We start from the raw sequence: 24,672 nt of genomic DNA, 5'->3' as shown, positions 1-24,672 counted from the left end.
ATTCCGGCTCGTCTGAATGCGTCTGACTTCTGATGTTCCATCTACATTCTGAACCTATAACTACTCGCGGGATTCTGGCGGAATGCATCGACCCATAAACCTGTGATGATGGAAAGAAAACCGAGGGCGAACAACATGCCGCTGGCCGGCCAATGCATGATTTTGAACATCACGGCTACGATGTACGCGGAAATGCCACCGGCGACAATGTAGCGTGCAGCACCGGAAAGAATGCGGAGCCCCTTTTTTTGTCCGAACGAATATTCATAAGCGGAATAGGCAAATGTGATCATCTGCAGACCTGAGATGCCGGCAGCAACGCTATCGCTGATGCCTGGTATCATTGGCATGAATAAGGCTGGCAGGGTCCAGAACATAACGAGAAACAGGCGGAAGTGATCCATGACATCCCGCTTGGTTTTGGCCCGGTAGCGCAGGAAATAGAATATAGCGATCAGGGCGCAGGAGGATTCCGATAATTCTTCGTGTCCCGGTAAATGTTGAATCGACAGGAACCTGGAAACCAACAACAGGGTAATACCCAACCGGATCGGTAGCAGGAAGCCTCGTCTTTTGATGATGTTTTGCATGCGAGGTAAAGATAGGGGTCGTAAGTCGAAAGTCGCGAGTCTCAAGTTGCAAGTCTCAAGTTATGCATGGCTCACTGAAAAACTGAAAATTGCAAAAAGGATATTGAACCACATAGGCTATGAGGCCACAATAGGCATTCACATAGTTTGCCTATGTGTGCTATGTGTCTATGTGGTTCAAAACATTTGCTTGTACCGCGGTTGATTTTTGTCACGTGTGCGGCATGGTTTCTACGTGGCCAACCACCCGCCTTCGCTCCGCTACGGGCGGGCAAGCAAGCAAACTAAAAACCACAAACCCTTCACATCTGTCAGACTTACAAAAAACCGCGAAAACAAACACCGGGCAACCGTACCCGTTTCCCAAAATTATTTACCTTGCCATCTCCCCAATGTAAATCCAGCTCATGAAGTATTTTGTAGTATCTATCGCCATGGTTGCCATCGGACTATCTTCCTGTCAACAAAATTCCGAACCGCAGGAGTCCGCCTCCAATGATTCCGTTCCCGCATTTTCAGACATGCTGGAACAGTACCATGAAGATCTGTTCCGTTTCTACCCGTTGTCTGCTACCTACGAAGGCGATAATCGTTTCAACGATCAGCTGCCCAATTCGCTTTCATTGTCGTTCCGCACGGATCTGAAATCCTTTTACCAGGGATACCTCGACCGGCTGGTGCAGTACAACCGGGATTCGCTGAATGAAAACGACCAGGTCAGTTATGACGTGTTGCAATGGGAGTGTCAGATGGCATTGGATGAAATGGCATATGATATGCACCTCATGCCCATCAACCAGTTCAACAGCCTGCTGCTTGAAATCGGGCAACAGGCCGGAGGCACCAGCGCACAACCGTTCAAGACAGCAAAGGATTACGAAAACTGGATCCAGCGTCTTCAGGGGTATGTGGATTGGATGGATACCGCCGTGGCCTGCATGCAGAAAGGCATCGACAAGCAGATCGTGTTGCCGAAGCCGCTTGCCGAAAAGGTGATTCCGCAGCTGGCGGCATTGGACCACGGTCCGGTGGAATCCCACCTGTTCTATACACCGGCGGCACATCTGCCTGAAGGATTGTCGGAAAATCAAAAAGAACAGATCACCGCCACCTACCGCGCCATGGTGAGCGATCAGATCATTCCGGCATACCAGCGAATGCGCAAATTCTTTGAGGAGACATATCTCCCGGCCTGCAGGGCCACTTCCGGCATCGACGGCATTCCGAACGGCAAAGAGTACTATCAGCTCCAGATCAAGAAATACACCACCACCGATATGACGGCCGATCAGGTGTTTGAGGTGGGCACAAAGGAGGTGGACCGGCTGATGAAGGAACTGGAAGCCGTTAAGCAGCAGGTGGGGTATGAAGGTGATCTGAAATCCTTTTTCGACTATGTGCGCAACAGGAAGGAACTCATGCCTTACACCGATGCGCAACAGGTGATCGATCATTTCAAGGCCATTCACGAGAAGATGAAGCCAAACCTGGAGAAGCTGTTCCGCCACACACCGAAAGCCGGATTCGAGGTGCGCCGCACCGAAGCCTTCCGTGAGGCGTCTGCCAGCGCCGAGTATGTGGCCGGAAGCAACGACGGAAGCCGGCCCGGGATCTTTTACGTACCTGTTCCGGATGCGAAGAAATACAACATCTTCGGTGATGAAGACCTCTTCCTGCACGAAGCCATTCCGGGACATCACTACCAGGTGTCTCTTGCGCAGGAAAATCAGGACCTTCCGACCTTCCGCCAAAGGCTGTGGTACAGCGCCTATGGTGAAGGATGGGCTTTGTATTCCGAATCGCTGGGTAAAGAACTGGGCTTGTATACCGATCCGTACCAGTATTTCGGCATGTTGAGCGGAGAGATGCACCGGGCCATCCGCCTGGTGGTGGATGTGGGCATGCATGTAAAGGGTTGGACGCGGGAAGAAGCCATTCAGTATTCACTGGAGCACGAAGCTGAACCGGAAGCCAGCATTGTGGCGGAGATAGAAAGGTACATGTCGTGGCCCGGACAGGCGCTTTCCTATAAGATCGGGCAGTTGAAAATCAGGGAGCTCCGGACGTATGCGGAACATGAGCTGGGTGATGCTTTTGACATCCGTGCATTCCACGACCTGGTGCTGGGGAGCGGATGCATCCCGTTGGCCATCCTGGAAAGCCGTGTTAAAAACTGGGTGGCTGCGCAGAAAGCAAACGCCTGATCAAGGTTGGGCTTCCGGTGGCGTAGGAGGGATCGCATGGTACCCGAAACGTTCGCACAACTCGATGACATCCGAGTAACCGTATTCGTGGATGAAATTCCACATCTTCTGACGACATTCGGTTGGTTTCCTTTTGCTGTTCACATTGGCCAGAATATCCACCCAATAAATAAGGTAGGGCTTCACTTCATTTGCAGTGATCAATCCGGCTGAAATGTAGTTGTTGAAGTAGCCCAGGCGGTCCAGGAACCCATCGAAGATACCTTTGATGATCACTTCTTCCGGCGTGAACCGGTTGCACTCCCGATGGGTGCGTAGTGCGGAGGTGATCAGCTTGTCGGTGAAATGCATCTGCTTTTCCCCATTGTTTTCCTCCGGCCTCAGGTCGATGTAGTTCGCGTTCCAGTCGAGCAGGAGCAGGGCGCGTTTGATGGTTGCATCCTGCAAGAATTCTTTCATCTCCTTTGCGATCAGTTCGGCACGCTTCCATTTCTGTGCCCGGGTGTATTCGAAGATGCCTTTCCCGAGTAAAAGAACCGATACCACGAAGGCTCCGATCTTTAGCCAGAGTTCGAGGTTGATGCTGTTGGATGCTTCCATGATGAAGTAGCTTTGGGAGCAAATATATGGCGGGAATTAGGAATGACGAATGGGGCCGTGTACCCATCATGCTTCCTCGTATCTGTTGTCTGATATCTAAAGTCTAATGTCTCATTTCGGATAAATAAATCCGCCCTGTTCCAGCAGTTCGATGAACTCGGTGATCTTCTTTGCGCGCGTTTCTTCCTTTTTTACTTTTTGAATGCGGTGCAGGATGGCAAAGCGGTTCTGGCTGTTCAGGGTTTTGAAGTGGGCGTGGGCAGCAGGGTTCTTTTTAAATGCCCGTGCCAGGTCTTTCGGGATGGTGATGGTGCTTGCAGGGGCATAGGCATTGTCCCACATCCCGCTTTTCTTTGCGGCTTCTATGGCTTTCATGCCCGCAGGTTGCATGGCATTTTCCGCAATCAGCCGCAGTGCTTTTTCCTTATTGATCTGTGACCAGATGCTTCGGGGCTTTCGGGGCGTGAATCGCTGGATCCAGCACTGATCATCAAAGGCCTTTTTTTGTCCGTCAATCCAACCCCAGCAAAGGGCCGTTTCAACCGCATCCATGTAGGACACGGAAACGAGGCCCGAATTTTTCTTAGCCAACTTCAGCCATAAACCGTTTTCACCGGCATGGTTTTCATGCAGCCAGTCCCACCACTCGGATGGAGAAGAAAAAAATAGAATGGGAAGGGGATCCAAAATAACTACGGATTACGAATGACGAATGGGGGCGTGTGTTTCGTCCTGCTTCTAAAGTCTAACATCTAATGTCTCCACTTTCCCTCCACATGCTTTTTGAAGCTGTCAAGGATAGCCTGCCAGCCTGTACGTTGCATGTCTACAGAATGCACATTTTCCGCATCAAAGGTCTCCGTGACTTTTGTGCCTCCGGCTTCCGTTGAGAAAGTCACTTTCACCTTGCGCCCGTCGGCAATGCTGTACACGATGCGTTGTTGTGTGATCACTTCTTCGTATATGCCTTCAAAATCGAAACCGGCGCTGCCATCTTTCGCTTCCATGCGTGAGGTGAATTTACCGCCCACACGCAGATCATTTGTGGAGTGAGGGGTGTGCCAATCCTCGGAGGCCTGGTTCCATTGAGTGATGTCTTCGGGAGTGGTCCATGCCTTCCAGACCTTTTCAACCGGGACGCTCACGACGGTTTCGACGGTTATGGTGGTTGTTGTATGGTTCATGATATTGATGTTGGTTGAATGCTTTCAAAGATAGAAGGCATTTTCTTTCAACCGGTATCCGTTATGTTAAAACTCAAACTTGTACGACAACACCGGTAGCAGGCCCAGCTGATAGGACGTACGGATGCTGTTGGTGTGCCGGTCGAAAAAGTAATCGTAAATGTTTTCGTGGTTGGTCACATTCTGGATGTCGAGCTTCCAGGTACTGGTGGTCTTAGGCCGGTTCTTGCGGTACAGCAACTGCATGTCAATGCGGTAGTAGGAAGGGGCCCTCTTTCCATAGATGTTTGTTTCATCATACACCGTGTGTCCGGCTTGTATGGATTCCTCCAGCAGGATCGGGGTTTGTCTCCTTCCTCCCGACCAAACCACCTTTCCACTCAGGCCGATGGTGTTCTTCTTGTTGTTCTTTCCCACTTTCCATTCCTTTCCTCCGAGCCAGTTGGTGGCGAAGTTGCTGTTGAAGACCGTATTCCGTTCTACATTATCCAGCGACGTGTATTTGGATTCATACAAAGATCCGGTGACCAGGAAATAGTAGCCATCGTCGTAATAACGCTCCAGGGTGAGTTCAACCCCATTGTTCCTGCCGGTGCCTTTGTTGATCAGCGAATCGGTGGTGTAACCATCCGAGCTGTTGATGGCAGAGTAAGGGGTGTTTGGGTAGTTGGGAACGGGTACGTTATATAGCTCCTGATAGTAAAGCTCGGTTTTCAGGTTCAGCTTTTCAGCCAGCCGGCGGGAGTATGCCACTACGTAGTGACGGGCTTTCAGGAAACCCAGATCTTTGTTTGGAAAAACAACCTTGCCGTTCGGTAAGGTACGTTGAGCCTGGTATACACTGGCATCTTCCACATGGCTGTGGAGGCCGAAGGCTGCACTCAGTGATTGCAGGTTGTTGATCTGCCATTTCAGTCCGATGCGTGGCTCCAGCGCATCCCGGTTGTTCAGGGTGAGCCGGGTATAGTGAATGCCGCTGTTCAATGTCAGCTTCTCATTGATCCTGTAGTTCCACGCAGCATAGGGCTGTATGGTGTAAGTGTGGCCTTTGGTGTCGAGTGTGACAACCTTGGCATCCGTATCTTCATTGTAGTAGCTGCTGGCCAGTTGATAGGCCATGCGATTGGCGTTCACCCCAACACGGAATGTATGCCGGGCATTGGCTTTCATGTTCCATAAAACCGATCCGCGCAGGTCGGTGCTGACATGGCTGTTGTGATCGGTCTCGTGCAGGAAATTACCGTTGGTGTCAAGTTGGTTTTCCCGGTAATTGAAGGAGGTTACCGAAGTGGCCACCACGCTTCGGATGAACGATTTGTCATTCAGCCAGAATTTATGCGTAATGCCGGTTACACCCATGTGGTTGCGCACGTGGTTTTCGAATTTTGAAGAATCGCCTTCCCAGTTTTCTTCGATGCCATTGATGCCACCCAGGCCGAATACGCTGAACGTGCCGGCTTTTTTTGTGGGAAGCAGCACATTGTACGATAGATCCTGGAAGTCTGGGGCGGCATCCCCCACAATCTTGATACCGATGATGTTCATCAGGGCCAGCGTACTGTAACGGTAATTGGCCAGGTAAGAACCTGAGTATCCTTTTTTGAACGGGCCTTCCGCTGCGATATCGGTACCAAGTATACCGGCCTGAACCGCATACTCTCCGGTTTCGGAATTGCCTTTTCGCAAGTTCATGTCAAACACCGCCGAGGTGGCATTGCCGAATTCAGCCGGAAACGCACCCGTGAAAAAATCGGAATTGCTCATCATATGGCTGCTTAACATCGAGATACCGCCTCCGGAAGAACCGACGTCGCCGAAATGGTTCGGGTTAGGGATCTCAATGCCTTCCAGGCGCCAGAGCACACCGCGCGGACTGTTGCCCCGTACCACCAGTTCATTCATGATGTCGTCGTTGGAGGTTACCCCGGCAAATGACAATGCCATCCGTGCAGGGTCATCAAAACTTCCAGCATACCTTTTGGTTTCTTCCACGGAAAAGGGACGTGCGCTGAGTGTGGCCATCTCGTTGGCTACTTCTCCCTGTGTTTGCTGGTCAGCCTGAATGGTAACGGTTTCTAGTTTGACCACGGATTCCACCATCTTGATCTGAAGCACGGTTTGTTTTCCGGATGTGACCAACACGTTGGGGATGATCTGTTCTTCATATCCCAGATAGCGCACGATCAGGGTCACCCGGCCCACGGGTACCTGCTCGATCTTGAACTTCCCGTCGGCATCCGTTGCGCTGCCCATGATCGGGTCGGAATCCATGATGATGACATTGGCGCCAATGATGGGAAGCTCCGAATCCCGGTCAACCACGGTGCCACGAATGGTCTGCTGATAATCCTGTGCCTGTGTCGTTAGATACGGGAAGCAGAGTAAAATGAATAAGATCTTTTTCATGCGCATGTAAATGTTCCGTCCGCCCGTCAACTGGCAGACCGGTTGTTATAGAGACACGTTTTGGAAAAAAGGTTGCACGTGTCTGGTAAATATCCGGTGCGGAGGTACATGTCTTTATTTTGAAACATGGCGGTGGCGTGCTTTCGGGTCAATGGCATCCCGGATGCCTTCGCCCAGAAGGTTGTATGCGGTAACGGTGAAAAAGATGGCCAGGCCTGGAAAGATGACCAGCCACCATGCTTCGAAGTGCTCACGACCGTCGAACAACATGGATCCCCAGGTGACGGTTTCCGGGGGAACACCGATGCCGAGGAATGACAATGCGGATTCAACCAGGATGGCATTGGCGATGCCGAACGCCACCGATATCAGGGCCGGGGCAATGCCGTTGGGCAGGGCATGTTTCAGGATCACCCTCCATTCACTCAAACCCAATGCCTGCCCGGCTTGTATGTATTCCAGGTTTCGGATTTTTAATAACTCCGCCCGCGTAAGACGCGCGATTCCGGTCCACGTGGTCAATCCGATGATCACCATCAGGTTAATCATGGACGGACGTGCAATGGCCGAGATGGTGATGATCAGGATGAGGTTGGGAATGGAAATGAAAATTTCGATCAATCGGGAGATGATGCTGTCGGCGGGAATGCGGGTGGTGACCCCCAGATAGGGTATGCGGCTGAGTAGTTTTCCCAGGCGAATGAATACAAAAAACACAACACCCATGATTGTTACACTGACCAGGGAAGCTCCCAGTATGTGCCAGCCGGAGCCTGTCATGGCTTCGGACAGGGCAACCGTCCTGCACTGAAATCCATAGAACCATCCCAGGATCAAGCCGGGTATGCTCATCAGCATTTGTCCGCGCGTGGTGGTGAGTTTGTGGTCACCAAAATAACCGGCGATGGCACCCAGTAGAATGCCCAGCATTGCTGCGATGCCCATGGATATGAATCCGATTGAAAGTGAAACCCGTGTGCCGTGTATCAATCCTGACAATACGTCTTCTCCTTTTTTTCCCGTACCCAGCCAATGCCGGAAACGTGGCGGCATGGAAACCGAAACGCCATCCGGGTTCTTAAAAACCTGTTCGCCACCCGGCGCAACATACCGGGCGTTATAGATGTCAATATTCTGCGGATCATATGTTACCGGCGCCCAGATCACCGCATCGCAATTCATGTGTTTCCAATCGGCGATATCAAGCTGGATGTTTTCTTCCGGGCCGGTCCCATCAGCAGGAAAATGGTATTTGTTCTGGAATGAAAATGCGGGAAACAGATGTTGTCCCCGGTAAGACATGTACAAAGGCATGTTGTTGGCCAACATGGGTGCCAGCAAAGCAATCACGGCAAGAAACGCAAGCAGGTATACCGATGCGAGCGCCCCTTTGTTCCTGCGAAGTTCCCTCCACAAAAGGCCTTCCCTGTGCCCTTTGGTCCGTATCTCCTTATTTTTTGTCATAAGTGATACGTGGATCAGCAATGGCGTACAACATGTCTGCAAGCAGGAACCCGACAAGCGTAAGAACCCCTGACAGGGTGAGTACGGCGATAATTACCGGGTGGTCTTTGCTCATAATGGCTTCGTACATCTCCAAACCCATTCCGGGGATGGTGAAGATGGTTTCCAGGATAACCGATCCGCCAATGGCATAGGGGAAGAGGTTGGTGAACACCGTGATGATCGGTAGAAGTGCGTTTCTGAGGGCATGCCGGTATATGACCGTGCCTTCCCCGAGTCCTTTCGCGCGGGCGGTACGAATGAAATCCATTTCCTGTACTTCAATCATGGAGATGCGCATGGTGCGGGACAGGAATGCAAAAGAACTGTATGTGTAGCAGATCACCGGAAGAACCAGGTAGGGGAGTGTGGTCATCAGCCGGCTCCACCAGGAACTGCCGTCGGGAAATCCTGTAGGGGGAGCGATGCCGGAAGCAGGCAGCCACGGAAGGATATCCGGGTTGGCAAAGGTCATCAGCAACAGCGTGGCCACCCAGAATCCTGGCAGTGAATAGAGGATGAACAGGAACAATGACGACAGGCGATCAAAACGGGAGTGACGTTTCACCGCAGAGCGGATACCGATGGGAATGCTGATCAGGTAAGAAAGTACAACTGAAATGAGTGTGAAGAACAGTGACCATCCGATGCGTGAAGGAAGAATGTTTGAAATGGGTTGCCGGTTCACAAATGAAATACCGAAATCACCCCGGAGGATGCCCCTCGAAAATTCACCGTCTCCGAACATCCAACGGTGATACTGGTTGTTCCCGTAAAAGCGCAAAACGGGTACGTAGGCTTTCCATTTGGCAGGATGTTCCCGTACACGCCCGAGTGCAGTCCTCACGTCTGCCAGCGCACTGGCGAAAGGCCGGAGACAGGCATACTTGCCGTAGTCGGTAGCCAGTTGTTTGAAACGTACCTCCAGTTGATCGGGATCGTAGATGGACAGCAGGCCGGTGCTTTCGAACATGCAACGGTTGAGCGTGGCCAACACGGAGTCAGGGTGCGCCCCGGCATAAAAACCACTGTCAGGATCCAGGTTGTTGTGCAGGCTTGTGAGGTGCTCCAACGCCATGCGGTATTGCTGGATTTCAGGCCAGTTGCCATAAGTAGCGATCAATCTTTCCATGGCATTGCGCACACTTTTCGGGTAGATGCGGTACAGGGTATCGGGTTCGGCAAGGCTTGTTATATGCACATAGAATACAGGCAGGTCGAGCCCGAGTTTATGTCGCCACAACCGTTTTTGCTGTTGCATGCTTTGTGACTGCTGGAGCAGCTCACCGCCGGCACTGGCCGAAGTCAGCAGCCGGTCAACCGGATCTCCCGGCATGTACTGACTCAGGGTAAAACCCAACAAAGTGATCAGTACCAGGGTAGGAATAAAAATGAGGATCCGACGGAGGAAATATTTCCCCATAATGCGTGGTGTTGTCTTTTATTCCACGGTTGCACTGCGGAGGGCCATGCCGCCGTTTGCCGTTAGCAGTTTCAAGGCGTTCAGGCTGATGCCGGGTTTCTCAAAGTACATGCAGGCATTACCGAACCTTTTGTGGATCACATTTCTGCGTGTGCTGGCATAGAGGAAAACGTAGGGTTGTTCGTCGTAAATGATTTCCTGCAATTGTTTGGCAAGAGGTATACGGATGGAATCGTTGATGATGTAGCGGATGGAATCCACCAAGGCATCGCTTTCAGGTGTTCCGAATCCTGTATAGTTGCTTCCGTTGTTGCCCCAGGAGGCGGTGTGCCAGGTTTGTTTGTAGTCGATTGGTGCTGCAGAGCCCGACCATGCGGCGAGCATCATATCAAAATCATGATCTTCCGCTCTTTCATACAATGTATTTACGTTCAGCGCCACCAGGTTCACTTTGAGGCCGGCTTCATATAAGCCCTGCTGTATCATGGTGGCCATGTCTTTCCATTCCACTTGGGTGGTCATGAAGTGCAGGTCGGCAACGAATTGCACTTTCCTTCCATCAATCACCTTGTCGCGGATGTTGTCGTTGTCGGTATCCACCCAGCCCGCTTCATCAAGCAGTCGTTTTGCTTCAGCCACATCATGCGGTAGGGGTTTGAGGTTCTTGTTACATTCCGAATGAATGGGAACGACCGGCCCGCTGACACGCTTGGATTTGCCGAGTGCGATGAGTTGCAGAATATCATCCGTTGGTGTCAGCAGTGCAACAGCCCTGCGAACACGTTTGTCAGTAAGCAGCTTCTGGCGGTGAACACCATCTGGTCGCATGTTCAGGGCAACAAAGCAATAGTTGTATGTATCGGTATAACGGCTGTTGTAGTTCCTTACGAAGTTGGGATCTTTTTCCAGTGTCATCAGCGTGTTGGCGCTCAACATACCCGAACCGTCAAGCACCTGTGATTTGAAATCAAGTAACTGGGCATTCGCATCCCTGTTGATGCGCAGGATGATCTTCTCCGGGTAAGCCACGTCGTACACGGTCGGATTGGCAAGATGTTGGGTCCAGTGATTGGGTTTGCGCACCAGCGTGAGTGATTGTCCCATATCCCATGATTCAAGCTCGTAGAGCCCGAGGCGTCCTTTGAGGTATTTGGGGTCGTTTCCGTATTTGGGGTCGTTGTATTCATTGGCCCAGGCCACCAGGTCTGCCTGATCGTCGGCTTTGAATCCGGGATCATCCATCTGTTCGAAGGAGTAGTTTCTCAGCACATGGTTGGGGTCGAAATAATGTTCTTCCACAATGCAGAAATCGGTCAGGAAAGCCATGTTCTGCACGTATTTCTTTTTCATGACCATGGTGAATTTCAGGGGATCTGACGGATCCTTCTCAATGGTCTTCAGGTTCTCTACATAAGGTTTCGCGCTTGGGTTGTGAACCAGCGGGCATTTCGAAGCTTTCAGTGAAAAGATCACATCATCTGCAGTCAGCGGGGTACCGTCATCGAAAGTGACACCTTCTCTCAGTGTATAGCTGTAAAGAAGTTCGTCGGCGGAAATTTCAGGCATGGCGGCAGCCAGGTCGGGGCGCAGGGTCAAATGCTTGGGATCGCTGGCCAGGAGGTATCGCTCGGTGAAATCTTGTACAAATGTGCGTATGCCTGAATTCCCGTTTGTAGGATGGAGGTTGTCGGGGTCGCCCAAGATGTGGTATACCACCACATTGTCTTTGGACCAGTCCGGCATGATTTCTTGTGCATCCGCAATCAGAATATAGGAGCTGTCTTCTTTTTCAACGACCTTGGATGGCGGTTGATCCGGAGATTCATTCCCGGATGTTCCACACCCTGCAATGCCAATACCGACAGCCAGTACAAGCCATTTCAAAGATGTGTTCATCGGGTTGGCTGTCCATGTCATCGCAATATTATTTTGTGATCCAATTGTTTCGTGTTGTTGCAAATATAATATTAAACACCTTCTTTTGAATTTTAGCTTGACCGGCGACTAACCTCCCCTCCGCCAACAAAACCTCTGTGCAATGGAACCAACTGATAAGGAAGTTCTGACTGCAGTCGCAAAGGCTGTAAAGGAATTGGACAAAGTTACTGAAGGGCACATCACCAATATGGACGCATTTTATATGGATACAGCCCGGGAGTTGCTTGTGAAGATTATCCGCTCCAATGGGTATCAGCTCTCAGATGCTTATCGCATCCGGAAACGAAAGTGACTTCCCGGCCCTGATCATTTTTACTGCGAAAATTGCCAACAACTTTGCTATTTTTGGCTTTTAATTATTTGCTATCATGACCAGGATCAAATTCGGAACGGACGGTTGGCGTGCTATCATTGCCAAGGATTTTACAGTTGATAACGTAGCTCGCGTGGCAGTTGCCACAGCGGAATGGCTGAAAAGAAGCCACCTGCCCAAAAAGGTGGTGATCGGATATGATTGCCGTTTCGGTGGTAAAATGTTCGCGGAAACGGTGGCAACCGTGCTTGCCCATGACGGACTGGAAGTGCTTTTGTCAGAAAAGGAAGTGACCACACCGATGGTATCACTTGCTGTCATGAAGAAGGAAGCCGGACTCGGGGTGATCATCACCGCCAGTCATAACCCGCCCGAATACAATGGGTTTAAGCTGAAAGGTTCCTACGGCGGACCGCTTCTCCCTGAAAAGGTGGAAGAGATCGAAGCCCTCATCCAGGAAGAACATGGTTTGCAACTGGATGATTTGTCACTGGAAAAATTCAAGCAGGAAGGTTTGATTAAGTTGATTGACCTGGAAACCATGTATTGTGATCATGTGGCAGCCAATTTCGACCTGGATGCCATTCGCAAATCCGGACTCAAAATAGCATATGATGCCATGTACGGTGCTGGTCAGGATGCCGTGAAACGTCTGCTGCCGGATGCAACAAGGATGCATTGCGAGAAAAACCCGTCCTTCTACGGCGTAGCCCCGGAACCTATTCACAAAAACCTTCAGCCCTTTTCAGACCTGATTGCTGAATCGGGCAATTTCGCATTCGGCTTTGCTACCGACGGAGATGCCGATCGCATCGGTGTTTACGATGCCAAGGGGCGGTTCGTGGATTCTCACCATGTGATCTTGTTGTTGATCAAATATCTGTTCGAACAAAAGAATTTCAAAGGTACCGTCTGCACTGCATTCTCCACATCTGTTCGCATCGGCAAACTATGCAAACATTTCGGTCTGGAGAACAAGGTGGTGAAGATCGGCTTCAAATACATCTGCGGTGTCATGCTTAAGGAAGATGTGCTGCTGGGAGGGGAAGAGTCCGGAGGTATCGCCATCAAAGGGCATATTCCCGAACGCGACGGCATTTGGATCGGCCTCACCATCCTGGAATACATGGTGAAAACCGGTAAAACACTGGCACAACTGATTGATGATGTATACGCCATTGTGGGGCCATTCGCCTACGAAAGAGCGGACCTTCACATCAATGAAAAGCTTAAGGAGAAAGTCATCGCCAGTTGCCGCGGAAATGACATCCGGAAATTCGGTGACTTCGCCGTGAGCAAAATGGAAGACCTTGACGGCTTCAAGTTCTTCATTGGTGATGATGAGTGGCTCATGATCCGCCCCTCCGGAACAGAGCCCGTCTTGCGTACCTACGCGGAATCTTCCACGAGCGAACGTGCCAGGGAAATCCTCAAAGCCGGATACGATACCCTTATCGCATGATCCTGAGACGTGCAGTGATATGCCTGGCCCTGGTTTGCCAGGTATGTGTGCTGCATGCGTATGGTGCAGCTCCAGATTCACTCAATCGTTCGCGGTTGCGCACCGTGGTCATTGGTGAAACCGCGCTGTATGGAATAACCATGGTGGGACTGAACCAACTATGGTACGCCGATTACCCGCATTCTGCCTTTCATTTTTTCAATGACAACCGCGAGTGGTTGCAAATGGATAAGTGCGGACATGCCATGACAGCCTATTACGTGGGAAGGTTGGGCATGCAGGTGATGCGCTGGACCGGTGCGTCTGATAAACAGGTAACATGGTGGGGAGGAAGCCTCGGTTTTGTTTTTCAAACCACCATTGAGACCCTGGATGGGTTCAGCAGCGAATGGGGCGCATCGTGGGGAGATCTGCTGGCCAATACAACCGGTACCGGCTTGTTGATCGGACAGCAACTGCTCTGGCACGAGCAACGCATCGTTCCCAAATTTTCTTTCCATGGTACCGGTTTCGCCAAATACCGGCCGGAAGCCTTGGGAAGCAACTGGCAAGAATCGCTGTTGAAAGACTACAACGGTCAAACATACTGGCTGTCGGTGAACCCGCATTCCTTTCTGCTCAAAACGAAAGATGAGCAGGGGGGATGGCCCCGATGGCTCAATGTAGCTATTGGGTATGGTGCGGAGGGCATGACCGGTGGACACTACAACCCGCTGTATGTGGATGCGAACGGAAACCAAGTTACTTTCGAAAGATACCGTCAGGCTTACCTGTCACTAGACATTGATCTCACCCGGATTGAAGTGAAGTCGAAAGCACTGCGCTTTTTGTTCCAGACCTTTGGTTTCCTGAAAGTGCCTGCGCCTGCGCTTGAATTGAACAGGAAACAAGGACTGGTGTTTCATCCCCTGTATTTCTGATGAAAACCTATCAATATCCGTTTGAAGTTGGTGACAAGGTTGTGTTCATCAATGAAGAAGGAGGAGGGGTGATTGCATCCGTGCTCGGACCAGGAAGGGTGGGCGTGATGCTGCCGGAAGGATTGGAGATTCCCGTCTCCGTCGGTGAACTGATGCTCGCCGACCCGGATATGCAGGAACGGCTTAGCGAAGAATTGGTGGCAACGGCAAGGGCAAACGAACCGGTAACTGCCCAACCTTCACCGGTGAAAAAGCGAAGTACGGAAGTGCCGGAACTGGACCTGCACATTGAGGAACTGGTGGAACGGCCGCGCGGGTTGTCAAATTCCGAAATGCTGCGCATCCAACTCGAGTACTTTGAAATGTTCATGGCGGAAGCGATGCAAAACCGATGGCCCAAAGTGGTAGTGATTCACGGCGTTGGTGAGGGGGTTTTACGCGCGGCTGTCAGGGAGCGTATGGCCGCATGGCCGCACGTTAGTTACCATGATGCATCTTACACCAAATATGGTTATGGGGCCACGGAGATTCTGATCCGGTATGGGGGTGGTTTGTAAAGAAGTAATTACTCTCTTCGGTCGTGTAAATTAGGCTGCGCCATGCATACGTTTCGCTATTGGAAATCTTCCTGCGATCATGTCAATTGTCAATAGCTCCCTTTGGTCACGTCAATGGCATCCGGCCGTTCTCAATACCTGCTAGCCAACTTGCGACTCGCGACTTGAAACTTGCAACTCATTATAACCACAAACTAGAAACCACAAACCAATAACTCTTTTCGTATTTTTGTACCGCAGGTTGTTTCCGTCGCTTCCTACAGCACGTCTGTAGGGGGAGGAAAGTCCGGGCAACGCAGGGCGCCACACCCCTCGAAAGCGGGGGACCTGAAGTACAGTGCTTGCACTACTACTTCGGGGACAGACAGTGCCGCAGAAAACAAACCGCCATGTAGCATGCGCTTCGCTGGCTACATGGCAAGGGTGAAAACGTGGGGTAAGAGCCCACGCCTGCACACAGCAATGTGTGCTTGAGGTAAACCTTGTGGGTTGCAAGGCCAAATAGTTCGGGGCAGGGTTCCGCATCTGCGGAATCCGGAAGGGCTGCCCGCCCGACCCGAAGGGTAGGCCGCTTAGATAAATGACGGGAGCCCGCACATGCGGGAAACAGAACCCGGCTTACGGACCTGCAAACATGAAGGGCTGCCATTGGCAGCCCTTCTCCTTTCTACACTTTCCGACGATTTATTTACCAACCGAGAGGGCCATGTTCCGGTTGAGGAATGCCAGTTCGTTCGCTTCTACCTGCATCTGCAATTGGGTCAGGTGGTGACACAAGATGGGAACCAATGTCAGTGCGGAGGGAACATCCTCTTCATTCAGAATAACGAAATCATCCGCATCGAAATAGGTGCTCATGGATCGGTTATAGGATTTCACCTGTTCACGCAATTTTTCAACTGAATACGGTCCGTCGTTCTGAAGATAAACCATCTTCACGGCGCTCGTATTTTCAGGGTGATGCATTTGCAGCAGATCCAATTTGGCCGCATCGGCAACCGGTATGTCTTCAGCTGTGGAAATCAATTGTGCCTTGATGTCATCCAGGAAATTGTACAGTGCATCCGAAGCTTCGCGCATCTGACGTACACTTTCGTTGTTATTGGTCTTGGTGTACAGCAGGTTGTTGGATGCTGCCAGTTGCTTCTGCTGCTGATCAAGCACATGATGCGCCTGGTAAAGGCCTTCGGTTACGTTGTAGCTGAGATGCGTGTTGGTAAGCCCGAGCAGCATGCCTCCTCCGGCCAGCATCAACACCGAAGATACAATGGCGTTGAACCGTTTTTCGGGTTCGCGCAAACGGGTGGTCAGGTACAAAGGCGCATACACCAGGATGAGGGCGCCGAGGCTGCCTTGCATCAGGATGTTGGCAAAGGGCCAGTGCATCAGTTTGAACATAACACCCATGGAAGCGGTCATACCGATGATCAGTCCGACGGCAAAGACCACATTGTCTTTCCCCTGACCTCCGTCACGCATCTTGAGGGTGAGCAGCAGGGGAAGAAAGATGAGACTGAAAGTGACCATGCCGAGCACGAACAAAACATTGGCGCCCAACATGTGATTGATCTTGAAGACACCTCCCAGGAGGATCAGCAAGGCGGAAAAGAATCCTGTATATTTCATTGTGTTTTTCATGGCATAGAAGTTTTTAAAACGCATCAGTTGATCGGTTTCACGCTGGAGCTCGCTGAGTTCCCTGGTGAAAAACCGTTGGATGATTCGATGATAGAACACTTCAAAGGCGGTACCTTCCGGCATTTCCTGTTCAAGGATACAGCAGATGTGATCCAACAGGTTGTGCCGTAGCTCTTCCGTTACGATACCGCGCGCTTTGATATCGTTCAGGATAAAATCGATTTCTGCGTCCGTTACATTATGCATGGCCCGGTTTCGGATCGAGGTCCAACAGGTATTGCATGGTCTTCACAAAATCAGCAAACTCATTCACACGCTGGGAGGCGGTCACACGACCTTGCTTGGTGAGCGTATAGTATTTGCGTACACGCTTTCCCATGTAAACCTCCTCCGTATCCACTTCACCGTTTTTTTCCAGTGCGTGCAAGGTTGGATACAGAGCTCCCTCGGTGATCTGAATTTTATCCGACGTGAGTTCCTTTACCTTTTGGGTGATCTCATACCCGTACATCTTTCCATGCTCTTTCAGGAGCTTCAGCACAATCGTTTTCAATGTGCCTTTGATCAGTTCTGACGAATACATAACACAAATATACATAAGAATATTATGTATTGTCAAGTAAATGCATAAGAATTTTAGGTATGGGGGTGAGGAAGGCCCTGGGGAGGCGTGACATTCATATGGGTTACATGTTTTTGGATGGTATGTAACCTTCGTTTGTCAGGGCTTGCACAATACCTCGCAGAAGAAAACTATCAATAAAACTTAATCGATAACGTGTACTTTTTCCTTGAATCTGTCGCAGCATTTTTTTGTCTCTTAGGGCTTTTATTTTTCTGGAAACGGTGGTATGATGCATATCCCTAAGTACCTTGCGAATGTCCTCTGCTTTAATTACCTGTTTTTCTGCGGCTATTTTGAGTATGGTGTGTTCGTCGGAATCAACATATTTCATTTTAAGAGAATAGTTGATAGCTGGCAAAAGCAAGTGCTCGCATACAAATGATCTTTCCGATAGCTTTTCAATTTTCTTGATTTCGTTGCTCAATCCTTCCAACACATATGTACACCAATGGTCCATGCCATCATATGTTCCTTGATCCGCTTTGGCCAGATATTGATGATAGAGATCACGATCAATACAAAATACCGCGGTTGGGTTCAGTATTTGTCCGACATGAACCCGAAATCCTGTTTGAACAAGCATAGCATAGGTAAGCAATCTTCCGGTTCTGCCATTTCCGTTACCGAACGGGTGAATCCACATAAATCTATGGTGCGCAATGGCTATTCGGATGAGATGATATTGTGACGGTATATCTTTTTGCATGAATTCGAAAAGCTCATCCATGTATTCATTAACCAGTAAACTTTCGGGCGGTTTGTGTATTGCACCCTGAATGCTAACATCATGTTGACGATATTCTCCGGGAGTTTTATCACCTTCTCCATCCGGGGGAGGAGTGAGTTTATTCACAACCGTTTTGTGTAATTCACTTATGAATGCTCTGTTTATGGGGAATTCTTCAGCGTTCTCATCAACCCATTTCATTCCGGCTTCTATGTTCCGTATTTCCTGAATGTCTTCGTTTACATAGGGCCTGTCCTCCAATTGTGTTTCGATGAATTGGGCAATGGTTGTATTGTTACCCTCAATTCTAGCAGAGCCAACACTTTCCAGATAATGAAACAGTTGTTTTAGTTCGAAGAAGAGTTCAGGTAGTGTGGTGCCTCCTAATCTCATTCGTCTCAGGTGTTCCAGTTCTAAAACCAAAGAAGTTAATGCGCTGCCAAAAATTGGTTCATGAAGGCTGAGGGCGGTATTTTTTTGAGACATAACTATATATACTTGTATTTAGCCTTTATTTGGTTCTAAATTTAGCATAAAAAAACATTATCAATTGATTGTAGGGTTGTTATGACCTGGATTTTCTTTTTTGAAATTAGCACACATACATGTATGTATATAGCATTCCAGAGAAGGAGAATATGCTAGAGGTTAAACTTGATGGAATAAAAAAGAGGACTTCATTTGAAGTCCTCCTGATATTGAATTGGAGTGAGAAGATCAGTCCAGCCCCTTCTCCGTCAGGTATCTTTCAGCGTCCAGTGCAGCCATACAACCGGTACCTGCCGCCGTAACGGCCTGGCGGTATACCTTGTCTGCGGCGTCACCGGATGCAAAGACACCTTCCACGTTGGTTTTGGTGGTGCCCGGTTTCACCTTGATGTATCCGACCTCGTCCATGTCCAGCCACGCTTTGAAAATATCGGTGTTGGGTTGGTGACCGATGGCTACGAAGAACCCTGTTACCTTCAGTTCTTTTTCTTCACCTGTTTTGTTGTCTTTCACCTTCACACCTTCCACAGCTTGTCCGCCCAGGATCTCCAGGGTCTCATGGTTAAACATGACTTCGATCTTGGGGTTTTCCATCACACGTTTCTGCATGGCTTTCGATGCGCGCAGTTCGTCTTTGCGCACCAGCATATACACCTTGTTGCAGAGTTTGGCGAGGTAAGACGCTTCCTCCGCTGCGGTGTCGCCACCGCCTACGATCGCTACATCCTGGCCGCGGAAAAAGAACCCGTCGCACACGGCGCAGGCAGATACGCCAAAACCGTTCAGGCGTTCTTCGGATGGAAGTCCGAGCCACTTGGCCGAAGCGCCGGTTGAGATGATGATGGTATCTGCAATGATTTCCTTTCCGTCATCGAGGGTGGCTTTGTGGGGAGGTCCGCTGAAGTCCACCTTGGTGACCAGTCCGAACCGGATATCCGTATTGAATCGTTCCGCCTGTTTGCGGAAGTCTTCCATCATTTCAGGGCCCTGGGCACCGTCGGGGTAGCCGGGAAAGTTTTCCACTTCGGTGGTAATCGTCAATTGGCCACCCGGCTGCAGGCCTTGGATCATAACGGGTTTCAGGTCGGCCCTTGCGGCATAAATGGCTGCTGTGTAACCGGCAGGACCGCTACCGATGATCAGGCATTTTACTCTTTCAACTTCTTCAGACATGATTGTTTATTTGGGTACGCGAAGATAACAATAAAAGGGGCTGTTTGTTCCGGGGAGTTGGCTACAGCATATCAGGGCGGCGCTCCCGGGTGATCTTTTCTGCTTCCGAGAGTCGCCAGTCGTGGATTGCTTTTTCATTTCCCGATAGCAAAACATCAGGTACCTTCCATCCCTGGAATTCAGGTGGGCGTGTGTACACGGGTGGGGCGATCAACCCGTCCTGGAATGAATCAGACAGGGCAGAGGTCTCGTCGCCGAGTACACCCGGCAGCAACCGGATCACCGCATCGCACAGGGCAGCGGCCGGGATTTCTCCACCTGAAAGCACGAAGTTTCCCAGGCTGATCTCACGGGTTACCAGGTGGTCGCGCACGCGCTGATCCACGCCCTTATAATGCCCGCACAATACCACGATCCACTTTTTCAGTGACAGTTCATTGGCCATGGGCTGGTTCAGGACATCGCCGTCAGGACTCATATAAATCACCTCATCGGGTGTGCCGCCGGCTTTGATTTTATCCAGGCAGGCATGGATGGGTTCGATGCGCATCACCATACCTGCGCCGCCGCCATAGGGGTAGTCGTCTACTTGTCCGTGTTTGTTGATGGCATGTTCCCGGAGGTCGTGCACATGGATTTCGGCCAGTCCTTTGTCCACCGCACGCTTTACGATGGAGTGGGAGAAGGGGCCTTCGAGCAGGCCGGGATGTAGGGTCAGAATATCGATCCGCATCCTGCAAAAGTACGCATCCGGCCTGTGCGGACAAAAGAAAACCCCACAATTGCGGGGCTCATGAAGCTTTAAAAGAAGGGGAATCGGGGATGCTGTTATTCCTTATGTGGAGGTGGTCCCCAGTCTTCATGATGGTCGCCTCCTCCATGCGGTGGCGGACCGTGCATGCCTCCACGGCGTTCCCTGCCGATCTCACGAAGCAGCTTTTTCTTGAACATGTCTTCGGCATGGTACAGTTTGGCAACTTTTCGGATGGGGAGGATTGATTTGAACTGGCTGTGGTATTTCTTTTTGATATCCAACATGGCCTGTTCCGAGTTGAAATCTTCATCCACCATGGTTTCGATTTCCTTGTCGGTCATCTCATCGAAGCTTTTCCTTGCGGCATGCATGGCTTTCATCCGTTCGTCACGGAGTTTGTCCATTTCCTCCTCATACTTGTTGTATACCGGCCAGAACTTCTGGGCTTCTTCAGGTGTGAGCTCCAGCTCGGATGTGAGGAAGCCGATCTTCCGGGCTTCAATTTCCTTGTGGAATTTTTCCATATCGGGAGGCGGTGGCGGGCCGTCATCAGGCATTGCCTCGCCGTCTTGTGCCCACCCAAACATGGGCATCAGGGCCAGCATCAGGATGCCTAGCATCCAGGCAGGTTTTTTAATCTCTACGCGCACAGAGTTTGTTTTCATAACTTAATTGGTTTGAAGTTCATCAAGGATATCAACCATGGTGATGTCATGATTCACCAGGTAGGAAATAATATCTTCATCGTCCTGGTCCGTTTCAGACGGGGTTACTTCCGCCATTTGTTCCTGTTCAATGGAAAGGTTGGAAAGCCAGCCGGCATCTTCATCCTCGTCAAAGGTAAGGATGGCTTCTATGATGTCATCTTCTGCAAATTGGGAAGAGCTGATCACATGTTCAATGGGTACGGAAGGTGTTTCTTTCACACTTGCCACGGCGTTCAATTCCGATGTGGGGATGGATGGCCGGATGAGGCCTATATACAATCCGATACCGGCAATGCATGCTGCGGCAGTCAGTGGAATTGAAATACGCAGTGATTTCCAGAAAGGCCTGGATGCCTGCACGCTCATTCGTTGGCGTGTACGCGCCTCCAGGGTCTCGAAGTAGCCCGCCGGTGGTTCGGGGGCATTTCCCTTCGGTATGCCTGACAGCAATGGAGCATGTTGCTTCAGTGCATCTTCGTGATCGGTATGTGAATGGTTACGCACGCTTTCGTTTTCCATGGTTGCTATTTATTTGATGTCGGAAGATCGTTGTGGTTTAACCGTTTGATAGAAAATCTTCAATTTTTTTTACGGCATGATGGTAGGATGCTTTTAATGCACCCACACTTGTTTCCACTACTTCTGAAATCTGCTCATACGGCATTTCTTCATAATATCTCATATGAAATACCAATCGTTGTTTGGGAGGAAGTGTACTTACGGCTGCTTCAAGTTTACGAATGATCTCATCGCCAGGCAAACCTTTTTCATTGCTTTGAGGTTGATGGTTACCCGGAATTTTGTCGATCGGGATGAGATGCGCCTTTTTTTTCCGATGGTGACTCAGGCATTCATTGGAAGCGATCTTGTACAGCCAGGTGAAAAGCTTGGCGTCTTCCCTGAAAAACTCCATACCCTTCCACGCCTTAATAAAGACTTCCTGGAGAATATCATCGGCGTCGTCATGGCTGTTTACCATACGCCGGATGTGAATATACAGTCGTTGCTGATAGGCTTGCATGAGCAGCGACATGGCCTTGTTCCTTGTCGGCTGCTCCCTATAGAGCGACAGTATTTCCTGGTCGGTGGTTGCTTTCATGCACGGGATCTGGGCACCCGTTTGCCGTGGTTAAACGGCCTTTATCTCAAGTGCTTTTCGGCTGACAGCTTTTTGGGCTGCGCGAACAATGTCCGGAACATCAAGTCCGTATTTGACCATCAGTTCTTCGGGCGTGCCGCTTTCACCAAATGAATCATGCACAGCCACCATTTCCAGTGGCAGGGGCAATCCTCCGGTGAGAACGGCGGCGATGCTTTCTCCTAGACCGCCGGCACGCTGGTGCTCTTCAGCTGTTACCGCACAACGGGTTTTCCTCACTGAAGCTAAGACGGCTTCCGTATCCAAAGGTTTAATGGTGTGGATGTTGATGATTTCCGCAGAAATGCCTTCCTGTTCCAGCAGTGCACATGCCTGCATGGCGGGCCATACGAGGTGACCGGTGGCAAAAATAGAAACATCACTGCCTTCGCTCAGGGTGATGGCCTTACCGATTTTGAAGGGCATATCTGCGGGAATGAAGTTGGCCACTTTCGGGCGGCCGAACCTCAGGTACACCGGACCTTCATGTGCGGCAATAGCCAGGGTGGCGGCTTTGGTTTGGTTGAAATCGCACGGGTTGATAACGGTCATGCCCGGCAGCATCTTCATCAGTCCGATGTCTTCAAGTATCTGATGTGTGGCACCGTCTTCACCCAGGGTCAGTCCGGCATGGGATGCACAGATTTTGACATTCTTCCCTGAATAAGCCACAGACTGCCGTACCTGGTCATATACCCTTCCGGTTGCGAAATTGGCAAATGTGCCGGCGAAGGGAATATAACCTCCGATGGTAAGACCGGCAGCAATCCCGATCATGTTGGCTTCGGCGATTCCTGTCTGCACAAACCTTTCCGGGTAGGTGTCCGCAAAGTCATTCATCTTCAGTGAGCCGGTAAGGTCGGCGCAGAGGGCAACCACTTTGGGGTTTTGTTTGCCAAGTTCACTGAGGCCTTCGCCGAATCCTGATCGGGTGTCTTTTTTTCCGGTGTCGGTATATGTTTTCATGGGGGCTGGGATGACTTATAATTTAACGGGCACAGAGCTTCCGGAATCAATGCGGAAGAACTGCTCGATGGTATTCAGGGTTTGTTTTGAGTTGATGGATCGGTAGATCACGCGGTAGTTTCCGGGTTGCAGGGCAAGCGTTTCTTTCAGCAGGTCTGTCTCAAGGTTGCATACCCATTGCAGTTCATTGTCTTTTTCGAGGTACACGCTTCCATACCCGCGGGAGGGCTTAACAATGGTAACCAGTCCCGGCCGGGGGATTTCAAGGGTTGTGGTGTGGCTTTGGCTGATCCTGACTTTTTCCTGGTAGATGCGCGGCAGGGTCAGTATCTCCAGGTCATACAGTCCGGTGATATATTTTTCCCTCGTGTTGAATTGCTGAACATGCAGGGTTTTTGTTTCTCCCGACTTCCGCACGATGGCTTTGATCTGTTTAACATCTCCGGTGCCACCCACTTTCAGATCGAGGTATCCCTGGGGTGCATCAATGGGGATGATGGTGTGTTTGCCGGGTGTCAGCGTAACGCTGTCGGCTTTTACCGGTGGCAGTGTGTGCACCACAACGCGGTAGCTGCCCAGCGGGTCGATGGTAAGCGTATCCGGGTTGCCGCGATGGTTCATCGTATGCATGAAATTGTAGCGGATGCGGCCGGTGTTCAGGTCGTAAAAGGTCATGTTTACATCTGTTTCGGTCGGGTTGCCGGAAGCATCCAGGAGGTTCACCTGTGCAGTGGTGTTGTTCAGGGCTTGTGATATCACGATGCCGAGTACGTTTTTAAAGGTCTTTTCATCTGCGGCATCATAAAAATTGCCAACGCATTCAAAGCTCTTTTTGAGGTCCACGCCGAGTCCGATTCCGATCACAAAGGGTTTCAGTATGATGCCCTTTTCCTGCAACATCATGGAAACAGCACAGGGATCTCCGCTGCATTCCTCGATACCATCGGTGATCAGAATGATGACGTTTCGGCATCTGCCACAGGCAGGGAAATCGTTGGCGGCCTGTTCCAGCGAAAGGGAAATCGGGGTGGTGCCGCTGGGGGTGATCGTTTGCAATCGTTTCTTGATGGCATCGGCGGTATTGCCTCCGAAGGGAACTTCCAGTTTGGTATCATCGCAGTCTTGCGGTGGGTAAGGCTTTTGGTGGCCATATACCCTGAGGGCCAGTTGGAGGTGATCTACGTACTTCAGGCTATCGAGCATTTCCGACAGAAGGCGTTTGGCGATGTCTATTTTCTTTCCGCTTTGCCAGGAGCCGAACATACTTTGCGAGCCGTCGAATACGAACAGGATGCGTGTGGTAGGAATGTCCTGGTCTTTTCTGGTTTGAGCTTGCAGCGAAAAGGTTGCCAATA

At 50.6% G+C, this 24,672-nt stretch carries 23 protein-coding genes and 1 other RNA gene; 6 read left to right on the top strand and 18 right to left on the bottom strand.

What is annotated here, in order from left to right; genetic code table 11:
• Positions 1-41: 41 nt before the first annotated feature.
• Positions 42-590, bottom strand: coding sequence for a hypothetical protein (locus H6585_07685; protein MCB9448207.1), 549 nt, complete (start codon positions 588-590; stop codon positions 42-44).
• A gap of 407 nt (positions 591-997) precedes the next feature.
• Here H6585_07685 and H6585_07680 point away from each other — a divergent pair, with 407 nt between their 5' ends.
• Positions 998-2,794 (top strand): DUF885 domain-containing protein, encoded by a 1,797-nt coding sequence (locus tag H6585_07680; protein MCB9448206.1) that lies wholly within the window; start codon positions 998-1,000, stop codon positions 2,792-2,794.
• On the opposite strand, the gene H6585_07675 is transcribed toward H6585_07680, so the two are convergent.
• From H6585_07675 to H6585_07645, 7 genes are all read right to left on the bottom strand, one after another.
• A complete protein-coding gene (locus H6585_07675; GenBank protein MCB9448205.1) occupies positions 2,795-3,394 on the bottom strand; it encodes a hypothetical protein in 600 nt (199 codons plus the stop codon). It abuts the gene before it with no gap.
• 111 nt (positions 3,395-3,505) lie between these two features.
• On the bottom strand, positions 3,506-4,084 hold the full coding sequence (locus tag H6585_07670; GenBank protein MCB9448204.1) for a YdeI/OmpD-associated family protein: 579 nt from the start codon (positions 4,082-4,084) through the stop codon (positions 3,506-3,508).
• A 62-nt stretch (positions 4,085-4,146) separates the two neighbouring features.
• Positions 4,147-4,578, bottom strand: a complete 432-nt coding sequence (locus tag H6585_07665; protein ID MCB9448203.1) for an SRPBCC domain-containing protein — start codon at positions 4,576-4,578, stop codon at positions 4,147-4,149.
• Positions 4,579-4,644: 66 nt separating this feature from the next.
• On the bottom strand, positions 4,645-6,984 hold the full coding sequence (locus H6585_07660; protein MCB9448202.1) for a TonB-dependent receptor: 2,340 nt from the start codon (positions 6,982-6,984) through the stop codon (positions 4,645-4,647).
• A 114-nt stretch (positions 6,985-7,098) separates the two neighbouring features.
• Complete coding sequence (locus H6585_07655; GenBank protein ID MCB9448201.1) at positions 7,099-8,448, bottom strand: ABC transporter permease; 1,350 nt, start codon at positions 8,446-8,448, stop codon at positions 7,099-7,101.
• Positions 8,435-9,910 (bottom strand): ABC transporter permease, encoded by a 1,476-nt coding sequence (locus H6585_07650; GenBank protein MCB9448200.1) that lies wholly within the window; start codon positions 9,908-9,910, stop codon positions 8,435-8,437. Before H6585_07650 ends, H6585_07655 begins: the two co-directional genes overlap by 14 nt.
• Positions 9,911-9,928: 18 nt before the next feature.
• Positions 9,929-11,827 carry a hypothetical protein gene (locus H6585_07645; GenBank protein MCB9448199.1) on the bottom strand — a complete coding sequence of 633 codons (1,899 nt, stop codon included), beginning with the start codon at positions 11,825-11,827 and terminating at the stop codon, positions 9,929-9,931.
• Positions 11,828-11,948: 121 nt separating this feature from the next.
• Here H6585_07645 and H6585_07640 point away from each other — a divergent pair, with 121 nt between their 5' ends.
• The 5 genes from H6585_07640 to rnpB all read left to right on the top strand — a co-directional run bounded on the left by H6585_07640 (position 11,949) and on the right by rnpB (position 15,737).
• Positions 11,949-12,140: a hypothetical protein gene (locus H6585_07640; protein MCB9448198.1), complete on the top strand. Its 192-nt coding sequence runs from the start codon at positions 11,949-11,951 to the stop codon at positions 12,138-12,140.
• 76 nt (positions 12,141-12,216) lie between these two features.
• On the top strand, positions 12,217-13,623 hold the full coding sequence (locus tag H6585_07635; GenBank protein ID MCB9448197.1) for a phosphoglucomutase/phosphomannomutase family protein: 1,407 nt from the start codon (positions 12,217-12,219) through the stop codon (positions 13,621-13,623).
• The gene (locus H6585_07630; GenBank protein ID MCB9448196.1) at positions 13,620-14,543 is read left to right on the top strand and encodes a DUF2279 domain-containing protein; all 924 of its coding nucleotides are present in this window, start codon (positions 13,620-13,622) and stop codon (positions 14,541-14,543) included. The genes H6585_07635 and H6585_07630 overlap by 4 nt, the downstream gene beginning before the upstream one ends.
• A complete protein-coding gene (locus H6585_07625) occupies positions 14,543-15,100 on the top strand; it encodes a Smr/MutS family protein (protein MCB9448195.1) in 558 nt (185 codons plus the stop codon). The genes H6585_07630 and H6585_07625 overlap by 1 nt, the downstream gene beginning before the upstream one ends.
• Positions 15,101-15,333: 233 nt before the next feature.
• Positions 15,334-15,737, top strand: an RNA gene (gene rnpB / locus H6585_07620) — RNase P RNA component class A.
• A 47-nt stretch (positions 15,738-15,784) separates the two neighbouring features.
• Here the strand turns inward: rnpB and H6585_07615 are convergent.
• The 10 genes from H6585_07615 to H6585_07570 form a co-directional block, all read right to left on the bottom strand.
• Positions 15,785-16,984, bottom strand: coding sequence for a hypothetical protein (locus tag H6585_07615; protein MCB9448194.1), 1,200 nt, complete (start codon positions 16,982-16,984; stop codon positions 15,785-15,787).
• Positions 16,977-17,321 (bottom strand): helix-turn-helix transcriptional regulator, encoded by a 345-nt coding sequence (locus H6585_07610; GenBank protein MCB9448193.1) that lies wholly within the window; start codon positions 17,319-17,321, stop codon positions 16,977-16,979. The genes H6585_07615 and H6585_07610 overlap by 8 nt, the downstream gene beginning before the upstream one ends.
• Before the next feature lie 103 nt (positions 17,322-17,424).
• Entirely contained in the window at positions 17,425-18,576 is a 1,152-nt protein-coding gene (locus H6585_07605; protein ID MCB9448192.1) for a Fic family protein, read from the bottom strand.
• 231 nt (positions 18,577-18,807) lie between these two features.
• Entirely contained in the window at positions 18,808-19,752 is a 945-nt protein-coding gene (trxB, locus tag H6585_07600; GenBank protein MCB9448191.1) for a thioredoxin-disulfide reductase, read from the bottom strand.
• 61 nt (positions 19,753-19,813) lie between these two features.
• On the bottom strand, positions 19,814-20,485 hold the full coding sequence (gene trmD / locus H6585_07595) for a tRNA (guanosine(37)-N1)-methyltransferase TrmD (protein ID MCB9448190.1): 672 nt from the start codon (positions 20,483-20,485) through the stop codon (positions 19,814-19,816).
• Positions 20,486-20,580: 95 nt separating this feature from the next.
• A complete protein-coding gene (locus H6585_07590) occupies positions 20,581-21,171 on the bottom strand; it encodes a hypothetical protein (GenBank protein MCB9448189.1) in 591 nt (196 codons plus the stop codon).
• Positions 21,172-21,174: 3 nt separating this feature from the next.
• Positions 21,175-21,732, bottom strand: coding sequence for a hypothetical protein (locus tag H6585_07585; protein MCB9448188.1), 558 nt, complete (start codon positions 21,730-21,732; stop codon positions 21,175-21,177).
• 37 nt (positions 21,733-21,769) lie between these two features.
• Entirely contained in the window at positions 21,770-22,312 is a 543-nt protein-coding gene (locus H6585_07580) for an RNA polymerase sigma factor (GenBank protein ID MCB9448187.1), read from the bottom strand.
• 30 nt (positions 22,313-22,342) lie between these two features.
• A complete protein-coding gene (locus H6585_07575) occupies positions 22,343-23,317 on the bottom strand; it encodes a transketolase family protein (GenBank protein MCB9448186.1) in 975 nt (324 codons plus the stop codon).
• A 15-nt stretch (positions 23,318-23,332) separates the two neighbouring features.
• Positions 23,333-24,670: a VWA domain-containing protein gene (locus tag H6585_07570; protein ID MCB9448185.1), complete on the bottom strand. Its 1,338-nt coding sequence runs from the start codon at positions 24,668-24,670 to the stop codon at positions 23,333-23,335.
• Between the last annotated feature and the right edge of the window lie 2 nt (positions 24,671-24,672).

This window comes from Flavobacteriales bacterium, from assembly GCA_020635855.1.
GTDB lineage: Bacteria > Bacteroidota > Bacteroidia > JACJYZ01 > JACJYZ01 > JACJYZ01.
The sequence above is the reverse complement of the archived record's forward strand: the minus strand, read 5'-3'. Positions and strand labels throughout refer to the sequence as shown.

Bases quoted from the DNA above. Each gene is read 5' to 3' on its own strand.
- H6585_07685 (MCB9448207.1), bottom strand. From the start codon at position 590: ATGCAAAACATCATCAAAAGACGAGGCTTCCTGCTACCGATCCGGTTG.
- H6585_07680 (MCB9448206.1), top strand. From the start codon at position 998: ATGAAGTATTTTGTAGTATCTATCGCCATGGTTGCCATCGGACTATCT.
- H6585_07675 (MCB9448205.1), bottom strand. From the start codon at position 3,394: ATGGAAGCATCCAACAGCATCAACCTCGAACTCTGGCTAAAGATCGGA.
- H6585_07665 (MCB9448203.1), bottom strand. From the start codon at position 4,578: ATGAACCATACAACAACCACCATAACCGTCGAAACCGTCGTGAGCGTC.
- H6585_07660 (MCB9448202.1), bottom strand. From the start codon at position 6,984: ATGAAAAAGATCTTATTCATTTTACTCTGCTTCCCGTATCTAACGACA.
- H6585_07655 (MCB9448201.1), bottom strand. From the start codon at position 8,448: ATGACAAAAAATAAGGAGATACGGACCAAAGGGCACAGGGAAGGCCTT.
- H6585_07650 (MCB9448200.1), bottom strand. From the start codon at position 9,910: ATGGGGAAATATTTCCTCCGTCGGATCCTCATTTTTATTCCTACCCTG.
- H6585_07645 (MCB9448199.1), bottom strand. From the start codon at position 11,827: ATGACATGGACAGCCAACCCGATGAACACATCTTTGAAATGGCTTGTA.
- H6585_07640 (MCB9448198.1), top strand. From the start codon at position 11,949: ATGGAACCAACTGATAAGGAAGTTCTGACTGCAGTCGCAAAGGCTGTA.
- H6585_07635 (MCB9448197.1), top strand. From the start codon at position 12,217: ATGACCAGGATCAAATTCGGAACGGACGGTTGGCGTGCTATCATTGCC.
- H6585_07630 (MCB9448196.1), top strand. From the start codon at position 13,620: ATGATCCTGAGACGTGCAGTGATATGCCTGGCCCTGGTTTGCCAGGTA.
- H6585_07625 (MCB9448195.1), top strand. From the start codon at position 14,543: ATGAAAACCTATCAATATCCGTTTGAAGTTGGTGACAAGGTTGTGTTC.
- H6585_07615 (MCB9448194.1), bottom strand. From the start codon at position 16,984: ATGCATAATGTAACGGACGCAGAAATCGATTTTATCCTGAACGATATC.
- H6585_07610 (MCB9448193.1), bottom strand. From the start codon at position 17,321: ATGTATTCGTCAGAACTGATCAAAGGCACATTGAAAACGATTGTGCTG.
- H6585_07605 (MCB9448192.1), bottom strand. From the start codon at position 18,576: ATGTCTCAAAAAAATACCGCCCTCAGCCTTCATGAACCAATTTTTGGC.
- trxB (MCB9448191.1), bottom strand. From the start codon at position 19,752: ATGTCTGAAGAAGTTGAAAGAGTAAAATGCCTGATCATCGGTAGCGGT.
- trmD (MCB9448190.1), bottom strand. From the start codon at position 20,485: ATGCGGATCGATATTCTGACCCTACATCCCGGCCTGCTCGAAGGCCCC.
- H6585_07590 (MCB9448189.1), bottom strand. From the start codon at position 21,171: ATGAAAACAAACTCTGTGCGCGTAGAGATTAAAAAACCTGCCTGGATG.
- H6585_07585 (MCB9448188.1), bottom strand. From the start codon at position 21,732: ATGGAAAACGAAAGCGTGCGTAACCATTCACATACCGATCACGAAGAT.
- H6585_07580 (MCB9448187.1), bottom strand. From the start codon at position 22,312: ATGAAAGCAACCACCGACCAGGAAATACTGTCGCTCTATAGGGAGCAG.
- H6585_07575 (MCB9448186.1), bottom strand. From the start codon at position 23,317: ATGAAAACATATACCGACACCGGAAAAAAAGACACCCGATCAGGATTC.